Here is a 21701-nt window from a genome sequence, read left to right as displayed (position 1 = left end):
AGGAGAAGTCACTCGTCGAGGGCTTCATCGAGTGTGGAGAGGATCTCGATGAAGGTGTCGATGCCGACGATCTCCAGGGTCCGGGCCACGGACTCCGCGGGGCCGGCCAGGCGCAGCCGGCCGCCGGCCTCGGTGAGATCCCGGTGGGCGGCGATGAAGACGTTGATGGCGCTGGAGTCGATGAAGGTGACGCGGCGCAGGTCGACGACGACGTGGGCATGGGGCGCCGTGACGGCCGCGAGCGCCCGGCGTACGTCGGCGCTGGTGTCCAGGTCGATCTCACCGGCGAGCGTCAGGACCGTGACGTCGTCGAGAGGCGTGGAGACGACCGAGAACTGCTCGGTCCGCCGGGCTCGTTCGCTGCCAGCCATTCGTTCCTCAGCCATGCTGACGATGCTTGCACATTCGGAGCCTCGTGTGTCGGGGGGACGGTAACGTACACCCGATACCAGTAGGCCGGGGAGGCCGCGGGGAAGGGCATCGGCACCTGCTCCTCGGGGCGCGGCGTCAGCGGCGCACCCGCGGCATCCCCAGGCCGATCCAGGAGATGATCTCGCGCTGGATCTCGTTGTTGCCGCCGCCGAAGGTGAAGATGACGGCGCTGCGGTAGCCGCGTTCGAGTTCGCCGTGCAGCACGGCGCCCGCGGAGCCCTCCTTGAGTGAGCCCGCCGAGCCGACCACTTCCATGAGCCAGGCGTACGCGTCCCTGCGCGCCTCGGAGCCGTACACCTTCACGGCGGAGGCGTCCTGCGGGGTGAGGGTGCCCTCCTGGACGGCGTTCACCATCTGCCAGTTGAGGAGTTTCATCGCGTCCAGCTTGGTGTGCGTCCTGGCCAGGCGCCGGCGGACCCAGCCGAGGTCGATGACGCGGCGGCCGTCGGCGAGCTTGGTGTCGGCCGCCCAGCGCTGCACGTTGTGGAAGGCGCGGATGGCCATCGTGCCGTGGGCGGCGAGTGTGACGCGTTCGTGGTTGAGCTGGTTGGTGATGAGCCGCCAGCCCTTGTTCTCCTCGCCCACGCGGCGCGAGGCCGGGACGCGGATGTTCTCGTAGTAGCTCGCCGTGGTGTCGTGCGAGGCGAGGGTGTTGATGAGGGTGCAGGAGTAGCCGGGGTCGCTCGTCGGCACGAGGAGCATGGTGATGCCCTTGTGGGGCGGGGCGTCCGGGTCGGTGCGGACGGCGAGCCAGACCCAGTCGGCGGTGTCGCCGTTCGTGGTCCAGATCTTCTGTCCGTTGACGACGTAGTCCTCGCCGTCCTTGACCGCCCTGGTCTTCAGCGCCGCGAGGTCGGTCCCCGCGTCCGGCTCGCTGTAGCCGATCGCGAAGTCGAGCTCTCCGGAGAGGATCTTCGGCAGGAAGTACGCCTTCTGCTCCTCCGTGCCGAACCGCATCAGGGTCGGCCCGACGGTGTTCAGGGCCATCAGCGGCAGCGGGACGCCGGCCTGCGCGGCCTCGTCGAAGAAGATGAACTGCTCCATCGGCGACAGCCCCCGGCCGCCGTACTCCTCGGGCCACCCGACACCGAGCCACCCGTCACCGCCGAGACGGCGGATGGTCTCCCGGTAGAACTGCTTCTGCGTGGCCGGATCGGCGTACCGCGCATACGCGTTGTCGGGCACGAGATCCGCGAAGTAGGACCGCAGCTCGGTGCGCAACTGCCGCTGCTCAGGCGTGTATTCGAGGTGCACGACCCCTCCTGCTCTGGCTGGCTCCCCCGGGCTCGGGCTTGACGGCGCACACAGTAGAACGCGTTTCAGAAATAGGGAATGGCGGCGACACAGGTGGCGTCCGGACGTGATCGCACCTTAGACATTGTCTCGGTTTGGTCTCGGTCGCGAAATCGATGAGTGCCGGGCTGAGCGGCGTCCGTACTCACGCTTCGAATGCACCAAAGCGACTCGAAGTGATCTGAAGCGACCTGTAGTGATCCGAAAACCGATTTAGGGAGATCTCCGATGCTCAGCAAGACGACCAAGACCGCCGCCCGTGAAACCACCGGCAAGACCACCGCCCTCTTCGCCTCCTTCGCCACTGCGGGGGCTCTGCTGCTCTCCGCCTGTGGCGGGGGTGACGACGGCGCCGACGCCGCGAAGACCCCGGACTCCAAGCCCGCCGCCTCGGCGCCCGCGGCCGACGGTTCCATGGACCTGGCGCTGAAGTCCGGCACCGCGGAACAGAACAACGCGCCCAAGAAGACCGGGGATTGGGCCAACCCTCCTGGAGAGGCGGCGTCACAGCCCGTGCAGCGCAAGTGGGTCCAGCTGTCGGCGTCCAGGGCGGGCGCCCTGGACCCGGTCGTCGTCAATGGCTCCGGATTCACCCTCTACCGCTTCGACAAGGACACCGCGTCACCGTCCAAGTCCACCTGCAACGGCGCCTGCGCCACCACGTGGCCGCCCGTTCTCGTGGACCGAGGCAGCAAGATCTTCGTCGACGGCGTGCGGGCGTCGGACGTGGGCGTCGTCAGGCGGGACGACGGCACCCGCCAGGTCACGGTCGGCGGCTGGCCGGTCTACCGCTTCAGCAAGGACCTCAAGCCCGGCGACACCAACGGCCAGGGCGTGGGCGGCACATGGTTCGGCGTTCAGCCCGACGGCCAGAAGTCCGGGGCGCAGGGCGGCGGCGCGACCGAGCCCCCGGACCAGGCACAGGCGGCGCCGGCGAGCAGCGCCATCCTCTTCGACGACGCCAACTTCTCGGACAACGGCCCCGCGCAGGGCGTCGCGGGCGAGGGCTGCCAGAACGTCGCCCGCCCGAAGGTGACGTCGTCCATCTCCGTCAGCGGCTCGATGAAGCTCTGGTCGTCCCCCAACTGCAAGGGCACGTCCAAGGTCATCAACGGCGACGTGGCCGATCTGAACACCATCGGCTTCGACAACAAGACCAGCTCAGTGACCTTCGGCTAGGCCCCCGGCCCGAGGAACGGGTCCGCCCCGGCAGCGAGGCAGCTGCCGGGGCGGGCCTGTGTCAGGCGAAGCTCACTCAGCCGAGGAGGGCCAGGGCCTTGTTCAGGGTGGGGGACGGGCGCATCACCGATGCGGCCTTGGCCTCGTCGGGCTGGTAGTAGCCGCCGATGTCGGCGGGCGAGCCCTGGACGCCGTTCAGCTCGTCGACGATGGTCTGCTCCTGCTCGACCAGCGTCTTGGCCAGCGGGGCGAACTCCTTGGCGAGCTCGGCGTCCGCGGTCTGCGTGGCCAGCTCCTGGGCCCAGTACATGGCCAGGTAGAAGTGGCTGCCGCGGTTGTCGATGCCGCCGACGCGACGGGTCGGCGACTTGTCCTTCTCCAGGAACGTCGCCGTCGCGCGGTCGAGGGTGTCGGCCAGGACCTGGGCGCTGGCGTTGTCCGTGGTCTGCGCGAGGTGCTCGAAGCTGGAGGCGAGGGCGAGGAACTCGCCCAGGCTGTCCCAGCGCAGGTAGTTCTCGCGGACCAGCTGCTGGACGTGCTTGGGGGCGGAGCCGCCCGCGCCCGTCTCGAAGAGGCCGCCGCCGTTCATGAGCGGAACGATGGAGAGCATCTTGGCGCTGGTGCCGAGCTCCAGGATCGGGAACAGGTCCGTGAGGTAGTCACGGAGCACGTTGCCGGTGACCGAGATGGTGTCCTCGCCGCGACGGATGCGCTCCAGGGAGAACGCGGTCGCGTCGACCGGCGACATGATCTCGATCTGCAGACCGTCGGTGTCGTGCTCGGGCAGGTACGCCTTGACCTTCTCGATGAGCTGCGCGTCGTGCGCGCGGGTCTCGTCGAGCCAGAACACGGCCGGCGAACCGGTCGCGCGGGCGCGGTTGACGGCCAGCTTGACCCAGTCGCGGATCGGGGCGTCCTTGGCCTGGCACATCCGGAAGATGTCACCGGTGGAGACGGCCTGCTCAAGGACGACGTCGCCGGCCTCGTTCAGCACGCGCACCGTGCCGGGCGCGGCGAGCTCGAAGGTCTTGTCGTGGCTGCCGTACTCCTCGGCCTTCTGCGCCATGAGACCGACGTTGGGCACCGAGCCCATCGTCGCCGGGTCGAAGGCGCCGTTGGCGCGGCAGTCGTCGATGACGACCTGGTACACGCCGGAGTAGCTGGAGTCGGGAAGCACCGCGAGGGTGTCGTGCTCGCCGCCGTCCGGGCCCCACATGTGACCGGAGGTGCGGATCATCGCGGGCATCGAGGCGTCGACGATGACGTCGGAGGGCACGTGCAGGTTCGTGATGCCCTTGTCGGAGTCGACCATCGCGAGCTCCGGGCCCTCGGCGAGCTCGGCCTCGAAGGACGCCTTGATCTGCTCGCCCTCGGGCAGCGCGCCGAGGCCGCTCAGGATGCCGCCGAGACCGTCGTTCGGGCTCAGGCCCGCACCGGCGAGCGCCTCGCCGTACGCGGCGAACGTCTTCGGGAAGAAGGCACGCACGACGTGGCCGAAGATGATCGGGTCGGAGACCTTCATCATCGTGGCCTTGAGGTGCACGGAGAACAGCACGCCGTCGGCCTTGGCCTTGGCGATCTGCGCGGTGAGGAACTCACGCAGCGGACCGACCCGCAGCACGGCCGCGTCGACGACCTCGCCCGCGAGGACCGGTACGGACTCGCGCAGCACGGCGGTGCTGCCGTCCTCGCCGGTGAACTCGATGCGCAGCGTGCCGGCGTCGGCGATGGTCGCGGACTTCTCGGTGGAGCGGAAGTCGTCGACGCCCATGGTGGCGACGTTCGTCTTCGAGTCGCCCGTCCAGGCGCCCATGCGGTGCGGGTGCGCCTTGGCGTAGTTCTTCACCGAGGCGGGGGCGCGGCGATCGGAGTTGCCCTCGCGCAGGACCGGGTTGACGGCGCTGCCCTTGACCTTGTCGTAACGGGCGCGGATGTCCTTCTCCGCGTCGGTCTTCGGGTCGTCCGGGTAGTTCGGCAGCGCGTAGCCCTGCGACTGGAGCTCGGCGACGGCCGCCTTCAGCTGCGGGATCGAGGCCGAGATGTTCGGCAGCTTGATGATGTTCGCGCCGGGCGTCTTGGCCAGCTCGCCCAGCTCGGCGAGGGCGTCATCGATGCGCTGGCTCTCCTCGAGGAACTCGGGGAAGAGAGCGATGATGCGCCCCGCCAGGGAGATGTCACGGCTCTCCACGGCGACCCCGGCCGTCGAGGCGTAGGCCCTGACCACCGGCAAGAACGAATAGGTCGCGAGGGCCGGGGCCTCGTCGGTCTGGGTGTAGATGATGGTCGAGTCAGTCACCGGGTGCTCCGCTCCACGTCTGCAACATTGCTCGACATCAAGATATCTCGTGATCGCACGCTTCCACGAAGCGGCCCCGCATTGCGGACGTCACGGCCCGTAGCCCCCGTCACGCTCCGTGGTCCTGCCTGCCACGGATGGTTGCTGTCCGGTTCCCACAAGGTCCGGTCCGCTGTTCCTGGCGGTGACAGGGCCTTCGCCGCCGGGCCCGCGCGGCGAGGATGAGCGGATGATCGCTCCCCTGGACCCCGCGGACCCCGCCTTCGCCCGCGACCCGTTCCCGTACTACGCCCGCCTGCGCGACCAGGGGCCCGCCGCGCGGGTCCCGCTCGCCAACGGGACGTACGCCTGGCTCGTCACCGGCTACGAGCGGACGCGGGCCGTCCTCGCCGACCCCCGCTTCTCGAACGTGCCCCCGCGGGGCGCCGGGCGGCCCAGGAAGGACGCGGATACGCCCGGCCGGCACGCCCGCGCCTGCCTGGCCCGGCACATGCTCAACTCCGACGCCCCCGACCACACCCGGCTGCGCCGCCTGACCACGGCGGCGTTCGCCCCGCGCCGCGTCGACGCGCTGCGGGCCCGGATCGAGGAGCTGACCGCCGGACTCCTGCGGGAGATGGCGCGGCGGCTCCGGCAGGAGGGGAGCGTGGACCTCGTCGACGCCTTCGCCTTTCCCCTGCCCGTACTGGTCATCGGCGAGGTGCTCGGGGTGCCGGAGGCCGACCGGGCGGATCTGCGGGACTGGACCTACCGGGTCGGCTCGCCCGCCGACGCGCTGGAGCCGGGGGCGGTGGACGAGGCGTGGACCGGTCTGTACGGCTACTTCACCGAGCTCATCGCCCGCAAGCGGCGCGCGCCGGGACCCGACCTGTTCAGCGCGCTGACGCACGACGCGGGCACCGGGCAGGAGGGCGGGCTCCACGACGGGGAACTGCTCGCCATGGCCTTCCTCCTCCTCTTCGCGGGTTACGAGACCACGATGAACCTGCTGGCATCGGCGTCGCTGCTGCTGCTCACCCATCCCGAGGAGCTGGCGGCGGCCCGCCGCGATCCCGGGCGCTGGCCCGCGGTCGTCGAGGAGACGTTGCGCCACGCCAGCCCGCTGGAGGGCACCACCTGGCGGCACACGACCGAGGAGGTGGACCTCGGCGATGGCGTGGTCATACCCGCGGGCGCCTCCGTCCTCGCGGTACTCGCCGCCGCCAACCGCGACCCGCGCCACTTCCCCGACCCGGACACCTTCCGCCCGGACCGCCACCTCCCGGGTGCGGCGCCCGAAGGCACCCGCACGGCGCCCCACGCCGCCTTCGGCCACGGACCGCACTTCTGCGTCGGCTCACGGCTCGCCCGCCTGGAGGCGACGATCGCACTCCCCCGGCTCCTGACGGCCTTCCCCACGCTCCGCCTGACGGCCGAGCCGTCCCAACTTCCCTACCGCCCTGGCCTGTTGGTCCGGGGCCCCCGCCATCTCCCCGTCAGCGTGTGAGCAACAGAGCGTCACCCACCGGGCGTTCGGTGCCGTCCGAGGGGGAGTTGATGACCTTGCCGTTCACTGTCATGGTGACGGAGCCGCCGCCGTCCAGGGCCATGGCCTGCACCGCGCCGAGCGACTTCATCAGTTCCGCCCCTTCACCCAGGCCGAGGCCGTCGCTGAGGCCGGGCTGCCTGCCGTCCGCACCCACCAGGAGCAGACGTCCCTGCCGGTCGACGCCCAGGAGCATGCGCGGGTTGCGCTTGATCCCCCAGGTGTACGCGAAGGACCGGTCACCGGTGCGCTCGATGCCGTCGGCGGCGTAGTTGACCGCGACCTTGCCGTCGCGCACCAGCTCGGGCCCGCCGTTGACGATGTCGTCCTGCGGGCCCAGCTTCAGCTGCCGGCCCCGCTCGTCGGTGATCCGCTGGTCCACGGTCAACGCGCCGCCCGGCTTGGCGTGCGTACGCAGCCAGGCGGCGCCCGAGCCGATGCCCGCGAGGACGCTGCCGCCCGCCGGCACCGCGCCACCGCGCGCGCGTACCTCCCGTACGTGCCCGCGCGCGTCGAGCACCGCCTCGACTCCCTCGCCCGCCGGGGTGTCCGCGCCGAGCTCGTCGGTGAACCGCACGATCTCGTCGGGGTCGGTGCAGGTCACGTCGTGCTGCGGGCGCTCGGTCGGGGAATCGCCGCCGACACCGCCGCAGTTGCGGATCAGACCCGGCACGCGGTTGACGCCGTCCACGACCGCGAAGGCCGCCCCCGCGCGGACCCGGAGCCCGGTCCTGAGCTTCTTGAACTCGGGGCGCAGGCCGTCGCCGCGCAGCACCGCGGCGATCCGGCCGCCGGTCGCCGCGCTCTGCAACTCCCCGTCGTACGCGGCGATGCCTGCTGCCGCGCCCGGCACGCCGTCCTTGGACTCCATGACGAAGAAGCCCGCGTTGACCCCGAGGAGGGCGTCGTCGCCCGCGGCCATGGCACTGACCGTCTCGCGGCCCGCGACACCGGTGCCGTACGTGCCCTTCATCGCACCGCGGTAGCGCTTCGGGTCGACGATCGCCACCTTGACCCGGGCAACTCCCGTGCCGGGCACGCCATCGGCGCCGGTCCACTCGCTCACCGCGTCGAACCCGGCGTCGGCGAGAGCCCGGCGCCGGGAGTCGGCCTCGGCCCGCGTGCCGTACTCCCCCACCCGCACCCGCACCCCGACCACCCCTTGCCGGTCGGAACCGCGCGGCCACCCGACCGTCTCGGCACGCGCGTCGAACCCGGCCCCGCGCACCTTCCGGGCCAGCGCCCGCGCGTCCCGCTCCGCGACCAGGTGTGCGCCGTTCGCACGCACCGTGACCGTCCAGTGGTCGGCGCCGGGACGGCCCGAGATGCTCCCCTGGTAGAGATCGACGCCGGGGGCGAGGCGCTCACGTGGCCAGTCGCCGATCGGCGCGGGGACGGCGGCAGTTGGGGCGGCGGCCGCCGCGGTGTACCCGTGGCGGTCGGCGACGACACCGGGGGCGAGGAGCCCCAGGGCGGCGACGGTGACCACCGACGCCTTCGCGGCGGCTCTGAAAGGGCGGCGGGCGAGGGCCACGGGGACTCCTGGATCGCGTAGGTACACCTGCGGGCACGTGGGCGCACCTGCGGGCGCAGGCGCGGAGCGCTCGGAACGCGCGTCGACACGCAGCGAACGCGAGCGCGCGGACGGCGGCCGATCCCAGGAGTGAATACCAGTCCGCCCGGAGAACAGGCCCCGCTCCGCGCATGTGCGATCGGATTCAGTCGTCCCGGCCCGTGGAGCGCGCCCGGTGCCGGCGGACCGCGTCCCGGTTGGCGCACCGCTGGGAGCAGTAACGCTGCCGCCCGGTGCGTGAGGTGTCGGCGAAGCTCGTGACGCACTCACTGACGGCGCACCGCCGCAGCCGGTGCATCCCCCGCCCCGCCAGGTGCAGCGCCGTGCCCACGGAGATCAGTTGATACAACAGGGCGCCGAGCGGCTGCCGGTCGTCGCGGTAGTGCAGGTGCCAGCCCGAACCCGCGTGGTCGGTCAGCCGCGGGTAGGCGGCGGATGCCGCCAGCATCTGATTGAGCAGCTCGGCACGCTCGTCCTCGTCGCCCGCGTCGACGACCTTCTCCCACCGGTCCAGCGCCTCCTGCGCGCGGTCGAGGTCCCCCGGCGTGACGGGACGCTCCAGGAAGAGCCCGGCGGCGCGGCAGCGGTCCGCGAGTTCACCGACCGTCTCCGGGCGCCGGTTGGCGAGGTCGGCGGCCAGATTCACGACCGCCTCGCCGTAAGGGTTGAGGTGCACAAGACCATTACATCAGGCTGATCGGCATGTCACAACGCACCGAACAAAGCACCGAACACCGCGCTCCCGCTCGCCCATCCGTAGGCCCATCCGTCGGCCCGGCAGTGCGCCCGGCGACGCGGGACGACGTCGCCGAACTCGTACGCCTGCGGGCGCTGCTGTTCGAGAACCTCGGCGGCGAGTACTTCAACCCGCCCTCGGGAGGCACCGGCTGGCAGGACGACCTGGCCCTTGTCCTGAAGGGGCAGTTGACCTCGGAAGGCATGCGGATCCTCGTGGTGGACGGCGATGGGGGCGCCGGGAGCGGAGGGGGCCTTGCCGCCTGCGCCATCGGCTCGGTCGAGCAGCGGCTGCCGGGCCCGCATCTGCGCAACGGCCGGGTCGGCCTGGTGATCGGCGTGGTCACCGACCCGGCACACCGGCGGCGGGGCCACAGCCGCGCACTGATGCGGGACCTGCTCGACTGGTTCCGGGAACGCGAGGTGGCCCGCGTGGACTTGTACGCCTCCCCCGAGGGCGCCCCCCTCTACCGGGACCTCGGCTTCGTCGACCACCCCGACCCCGCCCTGTATCGGCGCCCGTGACGGCCGCCGGGGTGGCGCACGGCGCGTGGCGGTACCGGTGGGCCGTCCTCGGCGTCGCCACCTTCACCCAGGCCGCGGCGGGCTTCTTCGTGCAGGGCATCGGAGCCCTCGGCATCCACCTGCAGCGCGACCTGCACCTGAGCACGGTCCAGTTGGGGCTGCTGGTCTCGGCGGCCCAACTGGTCCCGCTGGCCGGGCTACTGGTGGCAGGCGAGCTGCTCGACCGGTGCGACGAGCGCTGGGTCGTCGGGGCGGGCGCCGGTCTGGTCGGGGCGGCCCTGCTCGTGGGGAGCGCGGCGCCGGGGTACATGTCGCTGCTCCTGGTGCTGCTGCTCGTGGGTGCGGGATACAGCACCGTTCAGCCCGGCGGCAGCAAATCGGTGGCGTCGTGGTTCGACGCGTCCCGGCGGGGCCTGGCCATGGGCATCCGGCAGGCGGGGCTGCCGCTGGGCGCCGCGCTGGCCTCGGCCACGCTGCCTGTCGTGGCCGGAGCCTTCGGCTGGCGGGCCACGCTCGTGGCGGGCGGCCTCGTCGCGCTGCTGGGGGCCGGGGCCTTCACGGGCGTCTACCGCAGGCCACCCGGCGCCCCCGCGCCTGCCGCTCCCCTCGCGAGCGGGCCGCGGGCCTCCCTCGGGACGCGGCTCGGCGCACGGCTGCGCATGCTCCGCGAACCGTCCATGGTGCGCATCATGCTCTCCGGGGCGAGCCTGATCTCGGTGCAGTGCGGCGTGGGCATCCTGACGGTCCTGTACCTGTACGAGACGGCCTCCGTCGGCGCCGGTCCCGCCGCCCTCGTCCTGGTGGCGGCCCAGGGCGCGGGTGTCGTCGGCCGTGTCGCCCTGGCGGCCTGGAGCGACCGCGCCCGGTCCGGGCGCCAGGGCTCCCTCGCCCTGTGCATGATGGCCGTCCTCGCGGCGATGGCCGTCCTGATGACACCGCTGGGCCGGTCACCCGCGGTGGCCTGCTGCGCCTTCGTGTGGCTCGGCTTCTTCGGCTTCGGCTGGTACGGCCCCTGGGTCGCCCACGTGACCGAATCGGCTCCGCCGGGCCGCACGGGGTTCGCGCTCGGCCTCGCGATGTCCGTCAACCAGGTCGCCATCGTGGTGACGCCGCCGGTGCTCGGCCTGCTCAAGGACGTCACCGACAGCTTCGTGCCGGCCTGGGGGCTGCTGTCGGCGACGACCGCCCTCGCCCTGGCCCTCTCGGTGCGGCACCGGCCCGGCAACCGGCCCCGCTCGTGTGGCCGACCCGGCCCCGGCGGTCCACCGTGAAGCAGTACGAGGTGTCGCCGCGAGCGCGGCGGGTAACCGCGCCTGCGCAGCGGAAACCGCCGTGAGACCGCGCGGGACGAAGTGACAAGGACTGGAGGGAACACCGTGAGCGAGGAACTGCCCGAGACCCGGGGCGGGGACGAGACACCCGTACCGAGGGATCTACCTGATCAGCAGGCGTCGGACGAGGAGGACCGCTGGGAGCCGGACGACGACTCGGCCGCCACGGGCAACGCCCCGGACGCCGACGACGACGTACCGGACACGGACGAGGCGGGCACCGGCCGGCGCGGCGCGCCGCACTCGGGCGGCGTCCGACCGGACCAGCCGGTGCCGGACGAGCCCTCCGGCTGAGCGGGAGGCAGCACGCTCAGCGGGTCACCCTCGGCTCGGCGGACACGGCAAGGGTGAACGAGTGCCCTGCCGGGTCGCTGTAGGTGCGGGTGTCCCGCGGGCCGGAGTTGTCCTTGGTGTCCACGGGCCGGGCGCCCAGGCCGATGGCCTCGCGCTCCGCCTCGTCGATGTCGCCTCGGTCCACCAGGATCCTGAGGTGCGCCTGCTGGGAGTCCTCGGGGCGCGGCCAGCTCGGAGGCGCGTAGCCGTAGTCGCGGTGGATGGCCATGCAGAGGCCCTGCTCGTCGTACACCTCGACGTAGTCGGGGTCGGTGCCCATGCCGGCCGTGCCTCCGAGCAACCCCGCGTAGAACTCCGCGAGCTCCTCGGGTTTCGCGCAGTCCAGGACGATGACGGCGGTCTTCTTCACACCCATGGGGTCCCTCTTCGGTCGGCATCAAGTCGGCATGGATCGGATTGCATCGGATTGCATCGGGATGGAGGCGGGCGGCCGCTCGGCCGGCCGCCCCACGGCTGTCCGAGTGCCCCGCCCCGCCCGCCTCAATCGGCCATGCGTGTGTGGGCCGTGGGGCGTCACGGCGCGGGCGACACTGGTGACATGCGCCTCGTCGACCAATGCCAGCCCCCGTCCGCCTACGGCCGTCTCCGCGTCGAGCGGCACGACCTCTCGCCCGCCCGCTGGCTGGAGCAACGCCCGGCCCACGATGACGGCTTCGGCACCGTCGCGGGCGTCTGCGCCCCCGGCTTCGACGCCTATGCGCGGATCCTGCACCCGGCCTGGCTCGGCACGAAGCCGGTGCGGTGGGACGAGGTGGCCGCCGTGTACGGCCGGCCGGTGTCGGCGGGGACACGCTGGCACGAGCTGATCGGTCTCGGGGGCGACCGGCTTCTCTACCGCAACGAGGACACCCCGGCCGTCCCCGGTGTCTGGGACGAGCACCCCGACGAGGGCCCGACCCCCGCTTCCGTGGCCCGCGCCCTGATCTCGGTGCTGTCCGGGCACACCCGCACCCCCGACCGCTGCTGGTACGGGCTCTGGGAGGGCTACGGCCAGTACAACTGGGACGGGTATCCGGTGTTCCGCACACCGGGCCGGCACGAGATCCTGCTCTCCGGGCCGCTGGACGACGCCGACTCACCCGCGTTCCCCGTTCCCGGGGGCGAACCTGACGAGGCGGCACCCGAGCTCCCCGACCTCTGGTGGCCCGAGGACCGTGCCTGGTGCGTGGCCGGGGACGTCGACCTGGTGAGCACGTACGTCGGCGGATCGGCGGCCTGCGTCGCGGATCTCCTCGCGGCTCCGGGCCTCGAGGCGTACGAGATCACGGAGACCTCGCCGGTCGACTGATCCGCCGCCTCATCGTCGTCGTAGAGTCGAACTCCATTATCACGGTGCCATGTTCGAGAGGTCAGATCACGACGAAAGCCTCTTCCGGGCAGCCTGTTCCGCCTCCCTGTCCTACGCGCCTCGCGGGGTGGCTAGCATGGCGCGATGTGTGGTCCGGAAGATCGCCGTCCTCTTTGGCGTTTCCGCCGGGCCCACGGCCGATGCGTATATCGGTCGGCTCGTTGCTTACCTGCACTCAAGGACCGAGGGACCGCTGAATGCCCGTGCCTGCTCCTCCCAGCCCGCACCGAATAGCGAAGGCGCGCCGGCCCGCGTCGACCCTGCCCGTGGTCGTGCTGGTGGTGACCGCCCTGGCCGGTGCCGTGGCGGGCGTCATGGCACCGGACAACGCCCGGGTCTGGACGGTGGCTTCGGTCCTGGCCGGCTGGGTGTGTCTGGCGATCGCGCTCGTGACGACGTCCCTGCACGTCAAGCGGGTCCGTGGGGCCGCTGACGCGGACCACGCCGAGGCCGCCGCCCTCAAGGCGCAGCTCGCGCGCCAGGGTGCCGAGTCCGCGCACCTGCTGACCGTCACGCTGCCGACGGTGCTGAAGCGGTTGCGCGACGGGACCAGCGCGAGCGAGACCCTGGCGCAGACGGCGCCGCCGTCGGATCCGCAACTGCGCCAGATCATCCACGAGTTCGCGTCCGTGGTCGAGGAGACCGTGCGGCACGCGGCCGACGTCGACTCGCGGCGTGACCACGCCCAGGGCCAACTCGCCCAGGCCGCCACGGAGTTGGACCAGCTGACGGCGGTGACGCTGCCCACCGCGATCGAGCGGCTGCGCGAGGGCGCCTCCGCCGACACGGTCCTCGCCGGCCTGGATTGGCCGCGCAATCCCCTGCTGCGCGTGCCCGCCGAATCGTTCGTCCGGGAGCTCGCCTACAGCGAGCGGCGCGCCGCGGCCGCGCAGGCCGCCTCCGCCAAGGCGCTGAGCCGTGTACAGGCCAAGTCCGTGAGCATGCTCGCCGACCTGCGGGACATGCAGGAGCGGCACGGCGTGGAGGTCTTCGGCGACCTGTTGCGCCTGGACCACAGCACCTCCCAGCTTGGTCTGATGACCGACCGTCTCGCCCTGCTGATGGGCGGCCGATCCAGCCGCGCCTGGAACAAGCCGATCGTCATGGAGAGCATCCTGCGGGGTGCGGTGGGCCGGATCTCCGCGTACCAGCGAGTGCGGTTGCACTGCTCGACGACGGTGGCCATCGCCGGTTTCGCCGCCGAGGGCGTCATGCACGTCCTCGCCGAACTCATGGACAACGCGGCGAACTTCTCTCCGCCCATCGACGAGGTGCACGTCTATGTGGAGGAGCGCAGCGCCGGGATCGTCGTGACGATCGAGGACAGCGGCCTGAAGATGGCCGACGCGGCGATGCGCCGCGCGGAGGAGTCGGTCTCGGGACACGTCACGGACCTGGCCTCGCTGCAGGGCACCCGCCTCGGTCTCGCGGTGGTCGGGCGCCTCGCCGCCAAGTACGGCATGAGCGTCAACTTCCGTCCGTCCTCGCGCGGCGGCACGGGCGTCGTGGTGCTCCTGCCCCCGCAGCTCCTGGCCCAGCAGCGCGACCCCGCTCCCCAGCAGCTCGCCCCCCGCGGCGTCGAGCCGGCGCCCACGCCGCTCCCGGCGGCCCCCGCACCGGCGGCCGCGGAGATCCCCGCGGTCCCGGAGCAGCCCGCCGCTCCCGCACAGCCCGCGGGTGCCGCACAGCCCGCGGGTGCCGCACAGCCCGCGGGTGCCGCACAGCCCGCGGGTGCCGCTCAGGCGCAGCCCGCGGCCGCGCAGGCGGAGCCCGGGCCGGAGCACGCGCGTCCCGCGGCCGCCACGGCCAACGGCCTGCCCGTGCGCGCCCCCGGGCGCACCATGGCCGAGGCGGAGCGCGAGCGCGAGCAGCGCAGGGCGGCGTCCGACGCCGCGGCCGGATCCGGGGCGCTCTCCGGCGACGCGGGGCTGCCGCCGCGCGACGCCGGCTCCCGCTTCGGTGCCTTCCACCGCGGTCGGCGGGCGGCGGGCGACGTGCCCGGCTCCCCCGCGGCACCCGAGTCCCCTGCCGAATCCGGGCCGCCGCCCGCCGAGTAGACCGAAGCCACCCGCACGGCGCCCGGGCTCTGGCGCCCCCTTCCCCGCTCGAAATTCGTGAGATTGGAGGGACGGGCAGGTGACCGGACGACCCGCGCATCTCGCCCCGCCTACCATGCAGACCACTGACAACAGCCTGACCTGGCTCCTGCAGAGCCTCCTGAAGCGCACCCCCGGTACGCGGCACGCCCTGGTGCTCTCCCGGGACGGCCTGAAGCTGTGCTGGAGCGAGCATCTGACGCTGGACCAGGCTGACCAGCTGGCGGCGATCTGCTCCGGCATCCAGGCGCTGGCCCAGGGCGCCTCCATGGAGTTCGGCGACGGGACCGGCGGCGTCCGGCACTCCATGACCGAGTTCCACGGCGGACTGCTCTTCATCGTCGAGGCCGGCCAGGGAGCGCATCTGGCGGTGGTGGCGGAGGAGAACGCCGATCCCGGAGTGGTGGGGCATCAGATGACCGAACTGGTCGAACAGATCGGTGAGCACCTGCGCGCCGAGCCGCGCGCCCAGACCGAAGGCAGCGGATCCTCGTGACGCCGCGCAGGCCCGTGGACATCGGTGATCCGGACCGGCTCTACACGGTCACCGGCGGTCGCAGCCGCGCCGACGACGATTCGTTCGACCTGGTCACCCTGGTGGTGAGCGAGTGCGAGCCCACTGCCGGGATGCAGTCGGAGCACGTACGGATCCTTGAACTGTGCCGGCATCCGACGGCCGTGGTGGAGATCGCGGCGGAGATGAAGCTGCCGATCACGGTGGTGCGGATCCTTCTCGGTGACCTGCTCGCGATGGGCCGGATCACCGCCCGCCACCCCCGCGCGGCCGGCTCGGCCGCCGCGATCCCCGATTCCGCCCTTCTCAAGGAGGTGCTCCATGGGCTCCGCAACATCTGAGCTGCCCTCCCGGACGCCGCTGTCCGACACTGCCGAGACCGGCCTGAAGATCGTCGTCGTGGGCGGCTTCGGGGTCGGCAAGACCACGCTGGTCCGCTCGGTCAGCGAGATCCGTCCGCTGAACACCGAAGAGGTGATGACGCAGGCCGGTGTCGGCGTCGACGAGACGGCCGACGTGGCCGCCAAGACCACGACGACCGTGGCGTTCGACTTCGGCCGGATCAGCCTCAACGAGCGCGTGGTCCTCTACCTGTTCGGTGCTCCCGGACAGGAGCGCTTCTGGTTCCTGTGGGACCGGCTCTTCTCCGGCACGCTCGGGGCGGTCGTCCTGGTCGACACGCGGCGGATGGACGACTCCTGGTACGCGATCGACCGGCTCGAACACCACAAGACGCCGTTCGTGGTGGCCGTCAACCGGTTCGACGACGACACCTCGACCCATTCGCTGGAGGAGATCCGGCAGGCCCTCGCGCTGCCCGACCACGTGCCGCTGATCGACTGCGACGCACGGGTGAGGTCGTCGGGCAAGGACGTCCTGATCACCCTCGTGGACCACCTCTACGCACTGGCCATGGCCCAGGAGATGACACCGTGACCGAGCCGACCGGTTCCCCCTTCGAACAGAGCCCGCCGCCCGGCTGCCCGGCACACGCGGGTACGGGCGCGGTGCGCCTGGGCGGTCTGGAGTACCAGCAGACGCCGTCACAGCTGTACCGCAGCCTGCGCAGGGAGCACGGCGCGGTGGCGCCGGTGCTCCTCGACGGTGACGTGCCCGCGTGGCTGGTGCTCGGCTACTCCGAGGTCAGCTATGTGACCGGCCACGACGAGCTTTTCGCCCGTGACTCGCGGCGCTGGAACCAGTGGGAGCACATCCCCGCCGACTGGCCGCTGCTGCCGTTCGTCGGCTACCAGCCCTCGGTCCTGTTCACCGAGGGCGCGGAGCACCGCAGGCGGGCCGGAGTGATCACGGAGGCCCTCGAAGGGGTCGACCAGTTCGAACTCGCCCGGGACAGCGCCCGGATCGCCGACCGGCTGATCGCCGGGTTCGCCGGCAGCGGCCAGGCCGAGCTGATGGACGCGTACGCGCACGCGCTGCCCATGGTGGCCGCGGTGCAGATGTGCGGGATGCCGCACGAGGGCACGGACACGCAGCAGCTCGTGGACGACCTGCGGATCTCGCTCGACGCGCGTGAGGGCGACGACCCCGTGGCGGCCTACACGCGCGTCGCGGAGCGGATCCAGCTCCTGGTCAAGGAGAAGCGCGAGAAGCCCGGCGCGGATGTCACCTCGCGGATGCTGACGCACTCGGCGGGCCTCACCGACGAGGAGATCGTCCAGGACCTGATCTCCATCATCGCGGCGGCCCAGCAGCCGACGGCCAACTGGATCTGCAACACCCTGCGGTTGATGCTGACCGACGAGCGGTTCGCGCTCAACGTGTCCGGCGGGCGGCTGAGCGTGGGCGAGGCGCTCAACGAGGTGCTGTGGCTCGACACGCCGACGCAGAACTTCATCGGCCGCTGGGCGGTGCGCGACACCCAGCTGGGCGGGCGGCAGATCCGGGCGGGCGACTGTCTGGTGCTCGGCCTCGCCGCGGCCAACACCGACCCGCAGATCTGGCCCGAGTCGCACGTCGGCCCGGAGAACTCCGCGCATCTGTCCTTCAGCCACGGCGAGCACCGCTGCCCCTACCCGGCCCCGCTGCTCGCCGACGTCATCGCGAGGACCGCGGTCGAGACGCTCCTGGAGCGGCTGCCCGACCTGGTTCTCGCGGTGGAGCCGCACGAATTGACCTGGCGGCCGTCCATCTGGATGCGCGGTCTGACGTCGCTGCCGGTGCAGTTCACACCCGTGGCGCACTGAGCCGGTGCCGGGGCGCCGCCTTCGGGCGGCGCCCCGCCGGCTCAGGCGGAGGTGGGCGTGAACTCCACCGGCAGCGACTGCGGCCCCCGGGTGAACACACCCTGCTCCACGGGGTCGAAGCCCTTCGCGAGCCGCACGTCCGGCATCGCGTCCAGGAGCTGGTCGACGCCGATCTCCACCTCGGCCTTGGCAAGCAGCGCGCCCACGCAGAAGTGCCGGCCGAGGGCGAAGGACAGATGGTCGGCGGCGGCGGAGAACGCGGTCGTCGTGGTCAGGTCGTCGCGGAAGATGTCGAAGCGGTCCGGCTCGCGGTAGCGCTCCTCGTCACGGTTGGCCGACCCGATCAGGCAGGTCACGGTGGCGCCGGCGGGGATGGTGCCGCCGGTGACCTCCACGTCGGTCGCGGACTGCCGCATGATCATGTGGACGGGCGGCGTGTAGCGCAGGGTCTCGGCGAAGGCGCGGGCGATCAGGCTGCGGTCCTGCCGGACGGCTTCGAGCTGCTCGGGGTGCATCAGGAGGTTGGCGAAGATGCTGGCGATGGCCTTGTCGGTGGTCTCGCCGCCGGCCGCGAGCAGCAGGCTGCAGAAGGCCTTGATGTCCTCGTCGCTCATGCGTACGCCGTCCACCTCGGCGGCGCACAGCGTGGAGAGCAGGTCGTCGCCGAGGTTGTCGCGGCGCTCCCGGATGATCGGGATCATGTACTCGGCGAACTCCACCCGGGTGCGTTCACCGGCCGCCGCGACCTCGGCGTCGCCCGCCAGGTTGCCGAGGAAGGCGATGACGGTGGTGTACCAGCCGTGGAAGCGGGCGTGGTCGGACTTGTCGAGGCCGAGCATGTCGGCGATGACGTTGACGGGGAAGCGGGTGGCGTAGCCCTCGACCAGGTCGACGGTGCCGGTGTGCCGGAAGGTGTCGATGAGTTCGCGGGAGTTGCGTTCTATGACGGGCAGGAACTTCTCCTGCAGGTCGCTGCCGCGGAACGCCGGTGCGACGAGCGCGCGCCGCACGGAGTGCTCGCGGCCGCTGAGCTGGAGGATCGTCTTGCCGTGGACGGGCTCGATCTGCCAGTCGTAGTTGTCGGTGGTGAACTGCGAGGCCTTGTCCTTGAACACGCGCTCGACGTCCGCGTACCGCGAGATGATCCAGCTCTGCGTCGCCTCGTGCCAGAAGAGCGGCGCGTTCTCCCGCATCACCTGGTAGGCCGGGTACGGGTCCTTGGCGAACTCGGGCGAGAGGATGTCAGGGACCTGCTGCGCGGTGGACATGTGGCTCCTTGGTCGGGAAAGGCGACGCGCTCCAGGCTATTGATCACTTTCGGAGCCAACCAGCCCCTCCCGGCCGATCGTTGAGCACTACACTAACGTTGGCCGAAAATCGCCCCTCGCCCCATCGGATCGGAACCGACGGGGCGAGGGGGAGTCCGGGCCCGGCGGCCGCGGCCGTCAGCAACTGAGCTTGTCGCCCGGGGTGACGCCGAGGATGCCGGTGAACTTGGTGTAGTTGTTGATGCGGCTCTGCACCTGCTCAGGGTTCTTCCCGTCGCATTCCAGGCTGCCGTTGATGCTGCGGATCGTCTCGCCGAAGCCCGCGCCGTTGACCATGGCGTTGTGCGGCGTCATGGTCCCCGGGCCGTTCTGCGTGTTCCAGTACCAGAGGCCGGTCTTCCACGCCACGGCCGGATCGTTCTGCACGAGGTCGGGGTTGTTCAGGAGGTCGATGTCCAGGGCGTCGCCCGCGGCCTTGTAGTTGAAGTTCCAGCTGAGCTGGATCGGACCGCGGCCGTAGTACTTGTCGTTGCCCGCCGGGCAGCCGTAGGGCTGGGAAGTGTCGCAGTAGTGCGGGTAGTTCGCGGTGTTCTGCTCGACGACGTGGACCAGGCCGCCCGTCTCGTGACTGACGTTCGCCAGGAAGGCCGCGGCCTCCTGCTTGCGTACGGTGTCGCTGCCGGTCCCGGTGAACTCGGGGTAGGCGCTGAGCGCCTGGGTGAGCCCACTGTAGGTGTAGAAGGAGTTCCGGTTCGGGAACATCTCGTTGAACTGGGCCTCGCTGACCAGGAATTCGGCCGCGGCCCGCTCCCCCGGCGCCGCCTTCTCGGCGGAGGCGTTGGGCGCGAGGGCCAGGAGGGCGAGGGCCGCGGCGGACGCGGTCGCGGTCAGCGCGGCAAGGATACGAGGACGCATGGGGGATCACTCCTTGGCGGGCCTGCGCATGCGTGAGCACGGCCGCCCGCACGTGGTGGGGGGGAGGATGTGGGTCCGCCTCTTGAACGCGTACGAGGGGTGGGGGGCGCGAAGAGACGCGGCGGGAAACCACCAGTGATCGCACCGGCGCACCGGGAGCTGCAGCTGCCCGGAATGGCTCCTACCGTTGGACTAGACCATACCGAGTGACGCGTCCGCGTCAATACCCCTTGGGGTGCTCCCGGTTGACCCGCCGAACGAGGCGGAGATCGCCGTGCGCCTTCCGGTACGTCCGCGGCCGGCCGTCGCGGCCGTACACTGAAGCGGTGTCGGGCAGGTCCCTGCTCCGCCCGGCCACCCGTGATCAGCCCTCCACGACCCGGATCAGGTCCTCTGCGACCAGTCGTGCGGCGCACGGGTAGCGTCCTCGGCCGTCTTGGCCCTTCGGCCCGCACGCAGATATCCCCCTGTGGGGCCCCGCTCGCCTTACGCGTATCACCGCGGACTCCGGCACGTCGTCGCCCTTGCCCCTCAGCCGGGCGTGCGCGGTGTGCCGTGAGCCGCCTTCGAGGGGACTGTTGTGAAGCTCAGTGCACTGCTCGACGGCCACGACCACCACGTTCTGCGCGGTGACCCGGGAGTCCCGGTCACCGCCGGAGTGACCTTCCATGCCGGACATGTCACGTCAGGATCGCTGTACGTCGCCGTTCCCGGCCACGACGAGGGCGGACCCGGGGGCATCAGCCGGGCACTGGAACGGGGGGCGGTGGCGGTCATCGCCGAGGACGGCGTGCCGTCGGACCTGGAGCCCGCCGGGCAGGAGGTGTGCGTGGTACGGGTGACCGACGCACGGGCTGCCGCCTCGCTCGTGGCCTCCCGGTACTACGGAGATCCCGGCCGCGCGATGGACGTCGTGGCGATCACCGGGACGAACGGCAAGACCTCCGTCTCGTACATGATCGAGTCGGCGCTCAGGCTGGCCGAGGGCGCGAAGGTGGGGGTGATCGGCACCTCGGGAAGCCGGATCGGCACGGAGCGGATACCGATGCCGCCGTCGGTCCTGAGCACCCCCGAGTCGCCTGACCTGCACTACCTTCTCGGCCACATGCGCGACCGGGGCGCGAGCAGTGTGGTGCTCGAAGCCACGTCGATGGGTCTGTTGCAGCGGCGCCTCGACCACGTGCCCGTGGGCATCGGTGTCTTCACCAATCTCACCCAGGACCACCTGGACGACCACGGGACGATGGAGCACTACAAGAACGCCAAGCTGCGCCTCTTCGCCGGGTTGTGCGACCGCGCGGTGGTCAACGCCGACGACCCCGTCAGCGCCGAGATCATGGCCCTGATGCCCGGCGCGGTGACCACGTACGGCCTGGACGCACCGGCCGACTACCGGGCGAGCGACCTGGTCGTGGACGCGGCGGGCACCCGCTTCACGCTCCACCACGACGGCCGCAAATACCCTGCCGCGATTCCGGTACCGGGCCGCTTCTCGGTGTCCAACGCGCTGGCCACGCTCGCCGCGTGCCATCTGCTGGGGCACGAACTGCCCGCCCTGGTCGAGGCCCTGGACCGGATGCCGCCCACGCCGGGCCGCCTTGAGCGCTTCACCACCGCGCGGGGCGTCTGCGTCGTCGTGGACTACGCACACTCGCCGGACTCGCTGGACAAGGTGCTCACCACGATCCGCGGCTTCGCCGCCGGGTCGGTGATCACCGTCTTCGGGTGCGGCGGCGACCGTGACATCACCAAGCGTGCCCTGATGGGCGAGATCGCGGGCCGCCACTCGGATCTGTGCGTCCTCACGTCGGACAACCCCCGCAACGAGGACCCCGAGATCATCCTGGACCAGATCGTCCCCGGTCTGACGTCCACCGGGACGCCCTACCGGCGGATGGCCGACCGCCGCTCGGCGATCGCGCACGCGCTGTCCGCCGCGCGGGAAGGCGACATCGTGCTCGTCGCGGGCAAGGGCAGCGAGCCGAACCAGATCGTCGGCGAACAGCTCATCCCCTTCGACGACATGACGGTGGTCCGCGAACTCGACGCACCGTAGGGGCGATGCGCGCAGGCGGGTGTGCGATTCGTCCACCGCGTCGGCGCGCGCGGTGCG

20 protein-coding genes are annotated in these 21701 nt (G+C 71.5%); 12 read left to right on the top strand and 8 right to left on the bottom strand.

Annotation, left to right across the window (positions count from 1 at the left end):
• Positions 1–8: 8 nt before the first annotated feature.
• Positions 9–386: an STAS domain-containing protein gene (locus ACWD02_RS15245; RefSeq protein ID WP_451209727.1), complete on the bottom strand. Its 378-nt coding sequence runs from the start codon at positions 384–386 to the stop codon at positions 9–11.
• A 121-nt stretch (positions 387–507) separates the two neighbouring features.
• Positions 508–1686: an acyl-CoA dehydrogenase family protein gene (locus ACWD02_RS15240; protein ID WP_451209724.1), complete on the bottom strand. Its 1179-nt coding sequence runs from the start codon at positions 1684–1686 to the stop codon at positions 508–510.
• Between the two features lie 267 nt (positions 1687–1953).
• Between ACWD02_RS15240 and ACWD02_RS15235 the strand changes: the two genes are divergently transcribed.
• On the top strand, positions 1954–2904 hold the full coding sequence (locus ACWD02_RS15235; protein WP_451209721.1) for a hypothetical protein: 951 nt from the start codon (positions 1954–1956) through the stop codon (positions 2902–2904).
• 76 nt (positions 2905–2980) lie between these two features.
• Here the strand turns inward: ACWD02_RS15235 and ACWD02_RS15230 are convergent, their stop codons facing one another.
• Positions 2981–5200 (bottom strand): NADP-dependent isocitrate dehydrogenase, encoded by a 2220-nt coding sequence (locus tag ACWD02_RS15230; RefSeq protein WP_451209719.1) that lies wholly within the window; start codon positions 5198–5200, stop codon positions 2981–2983.
• Between the two features lie 229 nt (positions 5201–5429).
• Here ACWD02_RS15230 and ACWD02_RS15225 point away from each other — a divergent pair, with 229 nt between their 5' ends.
• Positions 5430–6686: a cytochrome P450 family protein gene (locus ACWD02_RS15225; protein ID WP_451209716.1), complete on the top strand. Its 1257-nt coding sequence runs from the start codon at positions 5430–5432 to the stop codon at positions 6684–6686.
• Here ACWD02_RS15225 and ACWD02_RS15220 read toward each other — a convergent pair.
• Together ACWD02_RS15220 and ACWD02_RS15215 are read right to left on the bottom strand one after the other, a co-directional pair.
• On the bottom strand, positions 6676–8259 hold the full coding sequence (locus tag ACWD02_RS15220; RefSeq protein ID WP_451209713.1) for a phosphodiester glycosidase family protein: 1584 nt from the start codon (positions 8257–8259) through the stop codon (positions 6676–6678). The genes ACWD02_RS15225 and ACWD02_RS15220 overlap by 11 nt on opposite strands.
• Before the next feature lie 184 nt (positions 8260–8443).
• Positions 8444–8974, bottom strand: a complete 531-nt coding sequence (locus ACWD02_RS15215; RefSeq protein ID WP_451209710.1) for a CGNR zinc finger domain-containing protein — start codon at positions 8972–8974, stop codon at positions 8444–8446.
• A 26-nt stretch (positions 8975–9000) separates the two neighbouring features.
• On the opposite strand from ACWD02_RS15215, the gene ACWD02_RS15210 reads away from it, so the two are divergent.
• From ACWD02_RS15210 to ACWD02_RS15200, 3 genes are all read left to right on the top strand, one after another.
• A complete protein-coding gene (locus tag ACWD02_RS15210; protein WP_451209707.1) occupies positions 9001–9558 on the top strand; it encodes a GNAT family N-acetyltransferase in 558 nt (185 codons plus the stop codon).
• Positions 9555–10829, top strand: coding sequence for an MFS transporter (locus tag ACWD02_RS15205; protein ID WP_451209705.1), 1275 nt, complete (start codon positions 9555–9557; stop codon positions 10827–10829). Before ACWD02_RS15210 ends, ACWD02_RS15205 begins: the two co-directional genes overlap by 4 nt.
• A gap of 105 nt (positions 10830–10934) precedes the next feature.
• On the top strand, positions 10935–11183 hold the full coding sequence (locus tag ACWD02_RS15200; RefSeq protein ID WP_451209703.1) for a hypothetical protein: 249 nt from the start codon (positions 10935–10937) through the stop codon (positions 11181–11183).
• A gap of 16 nt (positions 11184–11199) precedes the next feature.
• Here ACWD02_RS15200 and ACWD02_RS15195 read toward each other — a convergent pair whose 3' ends face one another.
• Complete coding sequence (locus tag ACWD02_RS15195) at positions 11200–11598, bottom strand: VOC family protein (RefSeq protein ID WP_451209700.1); 399 nt, start codon at positions 11596–11598, stop codon at positions 11200–11202.
• A gap of 183 nt (positions 11599–11781) precedes the next feature.
• On the opposite strand from ACWD02_RS15195, the gene ACWD02_RS15190 reads away from it, so the two are divergent.
• The 6 genes from ACWD02_RS15190 to ACWD02_RS15165 all read left to right on the top strand — a co-directional run bounded on the left by ACWD02_RS15190 (position 11782) and on the right by ACWD02_RS15165 (position 17405).
• Positions 11782–12531 carry a hypothetical protein gene (locus tag ACWD02_RS15190; RefSeq protein WP_451209698.1) on the top strand — a complete coding sequence of 250 codons (750 nt, stop codon included), beginning with the start codon at positions 11782–11784 and terminating at the stop codon, positions 12529–12531.
• Positions 12532–12788: 257 nt separating this feature from the next.
• Complete coding sequence (locus tag ACWD02_RS15185; RefSeq protein ID WP_451209695.1) at positions 12789–14648, top strand: sensor histidine kinase; 1860 nt, start codon at positions 12789–12791, stop codon at positions 14646–14648.
• A 115-nt stretch (positions 14649–14763) separates the two neighbouring features.
• The gene (locus ACWD02_RS15180; protein ID WP_363206274.1) at positions 14764–15183 is read left to right on the top strand and encodes a roadblock/LC7 domain-containing protein; all 420 of its coding nucleotides are present in this window, start codon (positions 14764–14766) and stop codon (positions 15181–15183) included.
• A complete protein-coding gene (locus ACWD02_RS15175) occupies positions 15180–15542 on the top strand; it encodes a DUF742 domain-containing protein (RefSeq protein WP_371530840.1) in 363 nt (120 codons plus the stop codon). The genes ACWD02_RS15180 and ACWD02_RS15175 overlap by 4 nt, the downstream gene beginning before the upstream one ends.
• Positions 15523–16137: a GTP-binding protein gene (locus ACWD02_RS15170; protein WP_451209692.1), complete on the top strand. Its 615-nt coding sequence runs from the start codon at positions 15523–15525 to the stop codon at positions 16135–16137. The genes ACWD02_RS15175 and ACWD02_RS15170 overlap by 20 nt, the downstream gene beginning before the upstream one ends.
• Positions 16134–17405, top strand: coding sequence for a cytochrome P450 (locus tag ACWD02_RS15165; RefSeq protein ID WP_451209690.1), 1272 nt, complete (start codon positions 16134–16136; stop codon positions 17403–17405). Before ACWD02_RS15170 ends, ACWD02_RS15165 begins: the two co-directional genes overlap by 4 nt.
• Positions 17406–17446: 41 nt before the next feature.
• Here the strand turns inward: ACWD02_RS15165 and ACWD02_RS15160 are convergent, their stop codons facing one another.
• Positions 17447–18673, bottom strand: coding sequence for a cytochrome P450 (locus ACWD02_RS15160; protein ID WP_451209687.1), 1227 nt, complete (start codon positions 18671–18673; stop codon positions 17447–17449).
• A gap of 177 nt (positions 18674–18850) precedes the next feature.
• Positions 18851–19588, bottom strand: coding sequence for a chitinase (locus ACWD02_RS15155; RefSeq protein WP_451209684.1), 738 nt, complete (start codon positions 19586–19588; stop codon positions 18851–18853).
• Positions 19589–20168: 580 nt separating this feature from the next.
• Between ACWD02_RS15155 and ACWD02_RS15150 the strand changes: the two genes are divergently transcribed.
• The gene (locus ACWD02_RS15150) at positions 20169–21644 is read left to right on the top strand and encodes a UDP-N-acetylmuramoyl-L-alanyl-D-glutamate--2,6-diaminopimelate ligase (protein ID WP_451209681.1); all 1476 of its coding nucleotides are present in this window, start codon (positions 20169–20171) and stop codon (positions 21642–21644) included.
• Positions 21645–21701 lie beyond the last annotated feature (57 nt).

This window comes from Streptomyces sp. NPDC002853 (genome assembly GCF_053591915.1).
This window is presented reverse-complemented; position numbering and strand designations above follow the sequence as displayed.

Excerpts from the sequence above, each read along its gene's own strand:
- ACWD02_RS15245 (WP_451209727.1), bottom strand. The coding sequence starts at position 386 with ATGGCTGAGGAACGAATGGCTGGCAGCGAACGAGCCCGGCGGACCGAG.
- ACWD02_RS15235 (WP_451209721.1), top strand. The coding sequence starts at position 1,954 with ATGCTCAGCAAGACGACCAAGACCGCCGCCCGTGAAACCACCGGCAAG.
- ACWD02_RS15225 (WP_451209716.1), top strand. The coding sequence starts at position 5,430 with ATGATCGCTCCCCTGGACCCCGCGGACCCCGCCTTCGCCCGCGACCCG.
- ACWD02_RS15210 (WP_451209707.1), top strand. The coding sequence starts at position 9,001 with ATGTCACAACGCACCGAACAAAGCACCGAACACCGCGCTCCCGCTCGC.
- ACWD02_RS15195 (WP_451209700.1), bottom strand. The coding sequence starts at position 11,598 with ATGGGTGTGAAGAAGACCGCCGTCATCGTCCTGGACTGCGCGAAACCC.
- ACWD02_RS15190 (WP_451209698.1), top strand. The coding sequence starts at position 11,782 with ATGCGCCTCGTCGACCAATGCCAGCCCCCGTCCGCCTACGGCCGTCTC.
- ACWD02_RS15185 (WP_451209695.1), top strand. The coding sequence starts at position 12,789 with ATGCCCGTGCCTGCTCCTCCCAGCCCGCACCGAATAGCGAAGGCGCGC.
- ACWD02_RS15180 (WP_363206274.1), top strand. The coding sequence starts at position 14,764 with ATGCAGACCACTGACAACAGCCTGACCTGGCTCCTGCAGAGCCTCCTG.
- ACWD02_RS15170 (WP_451209692.1), top strand. The coding sequence starts at position 15,523 with ATGGGCTCCGCAACATCTGAGCTGCCCTCCCGGACGCCGCTGTCCGAC.
- ACWD02_RS15160 (WP_451209687.1), bottom strand. The coding sequence starts at position 18,673 with ATGTCCACCGCGCAGCAGGTCCCTGACATCCTCTCGCCCGAGTTCGCC.
- ACWD02_RS15155 (WP_451209684.1), bottom strand. The coding sequence starts at position 19,588 with ATGCGTCCTCGTATCCTTGCCGCGCTGACCGCGACCGCGTCCGCCGCG.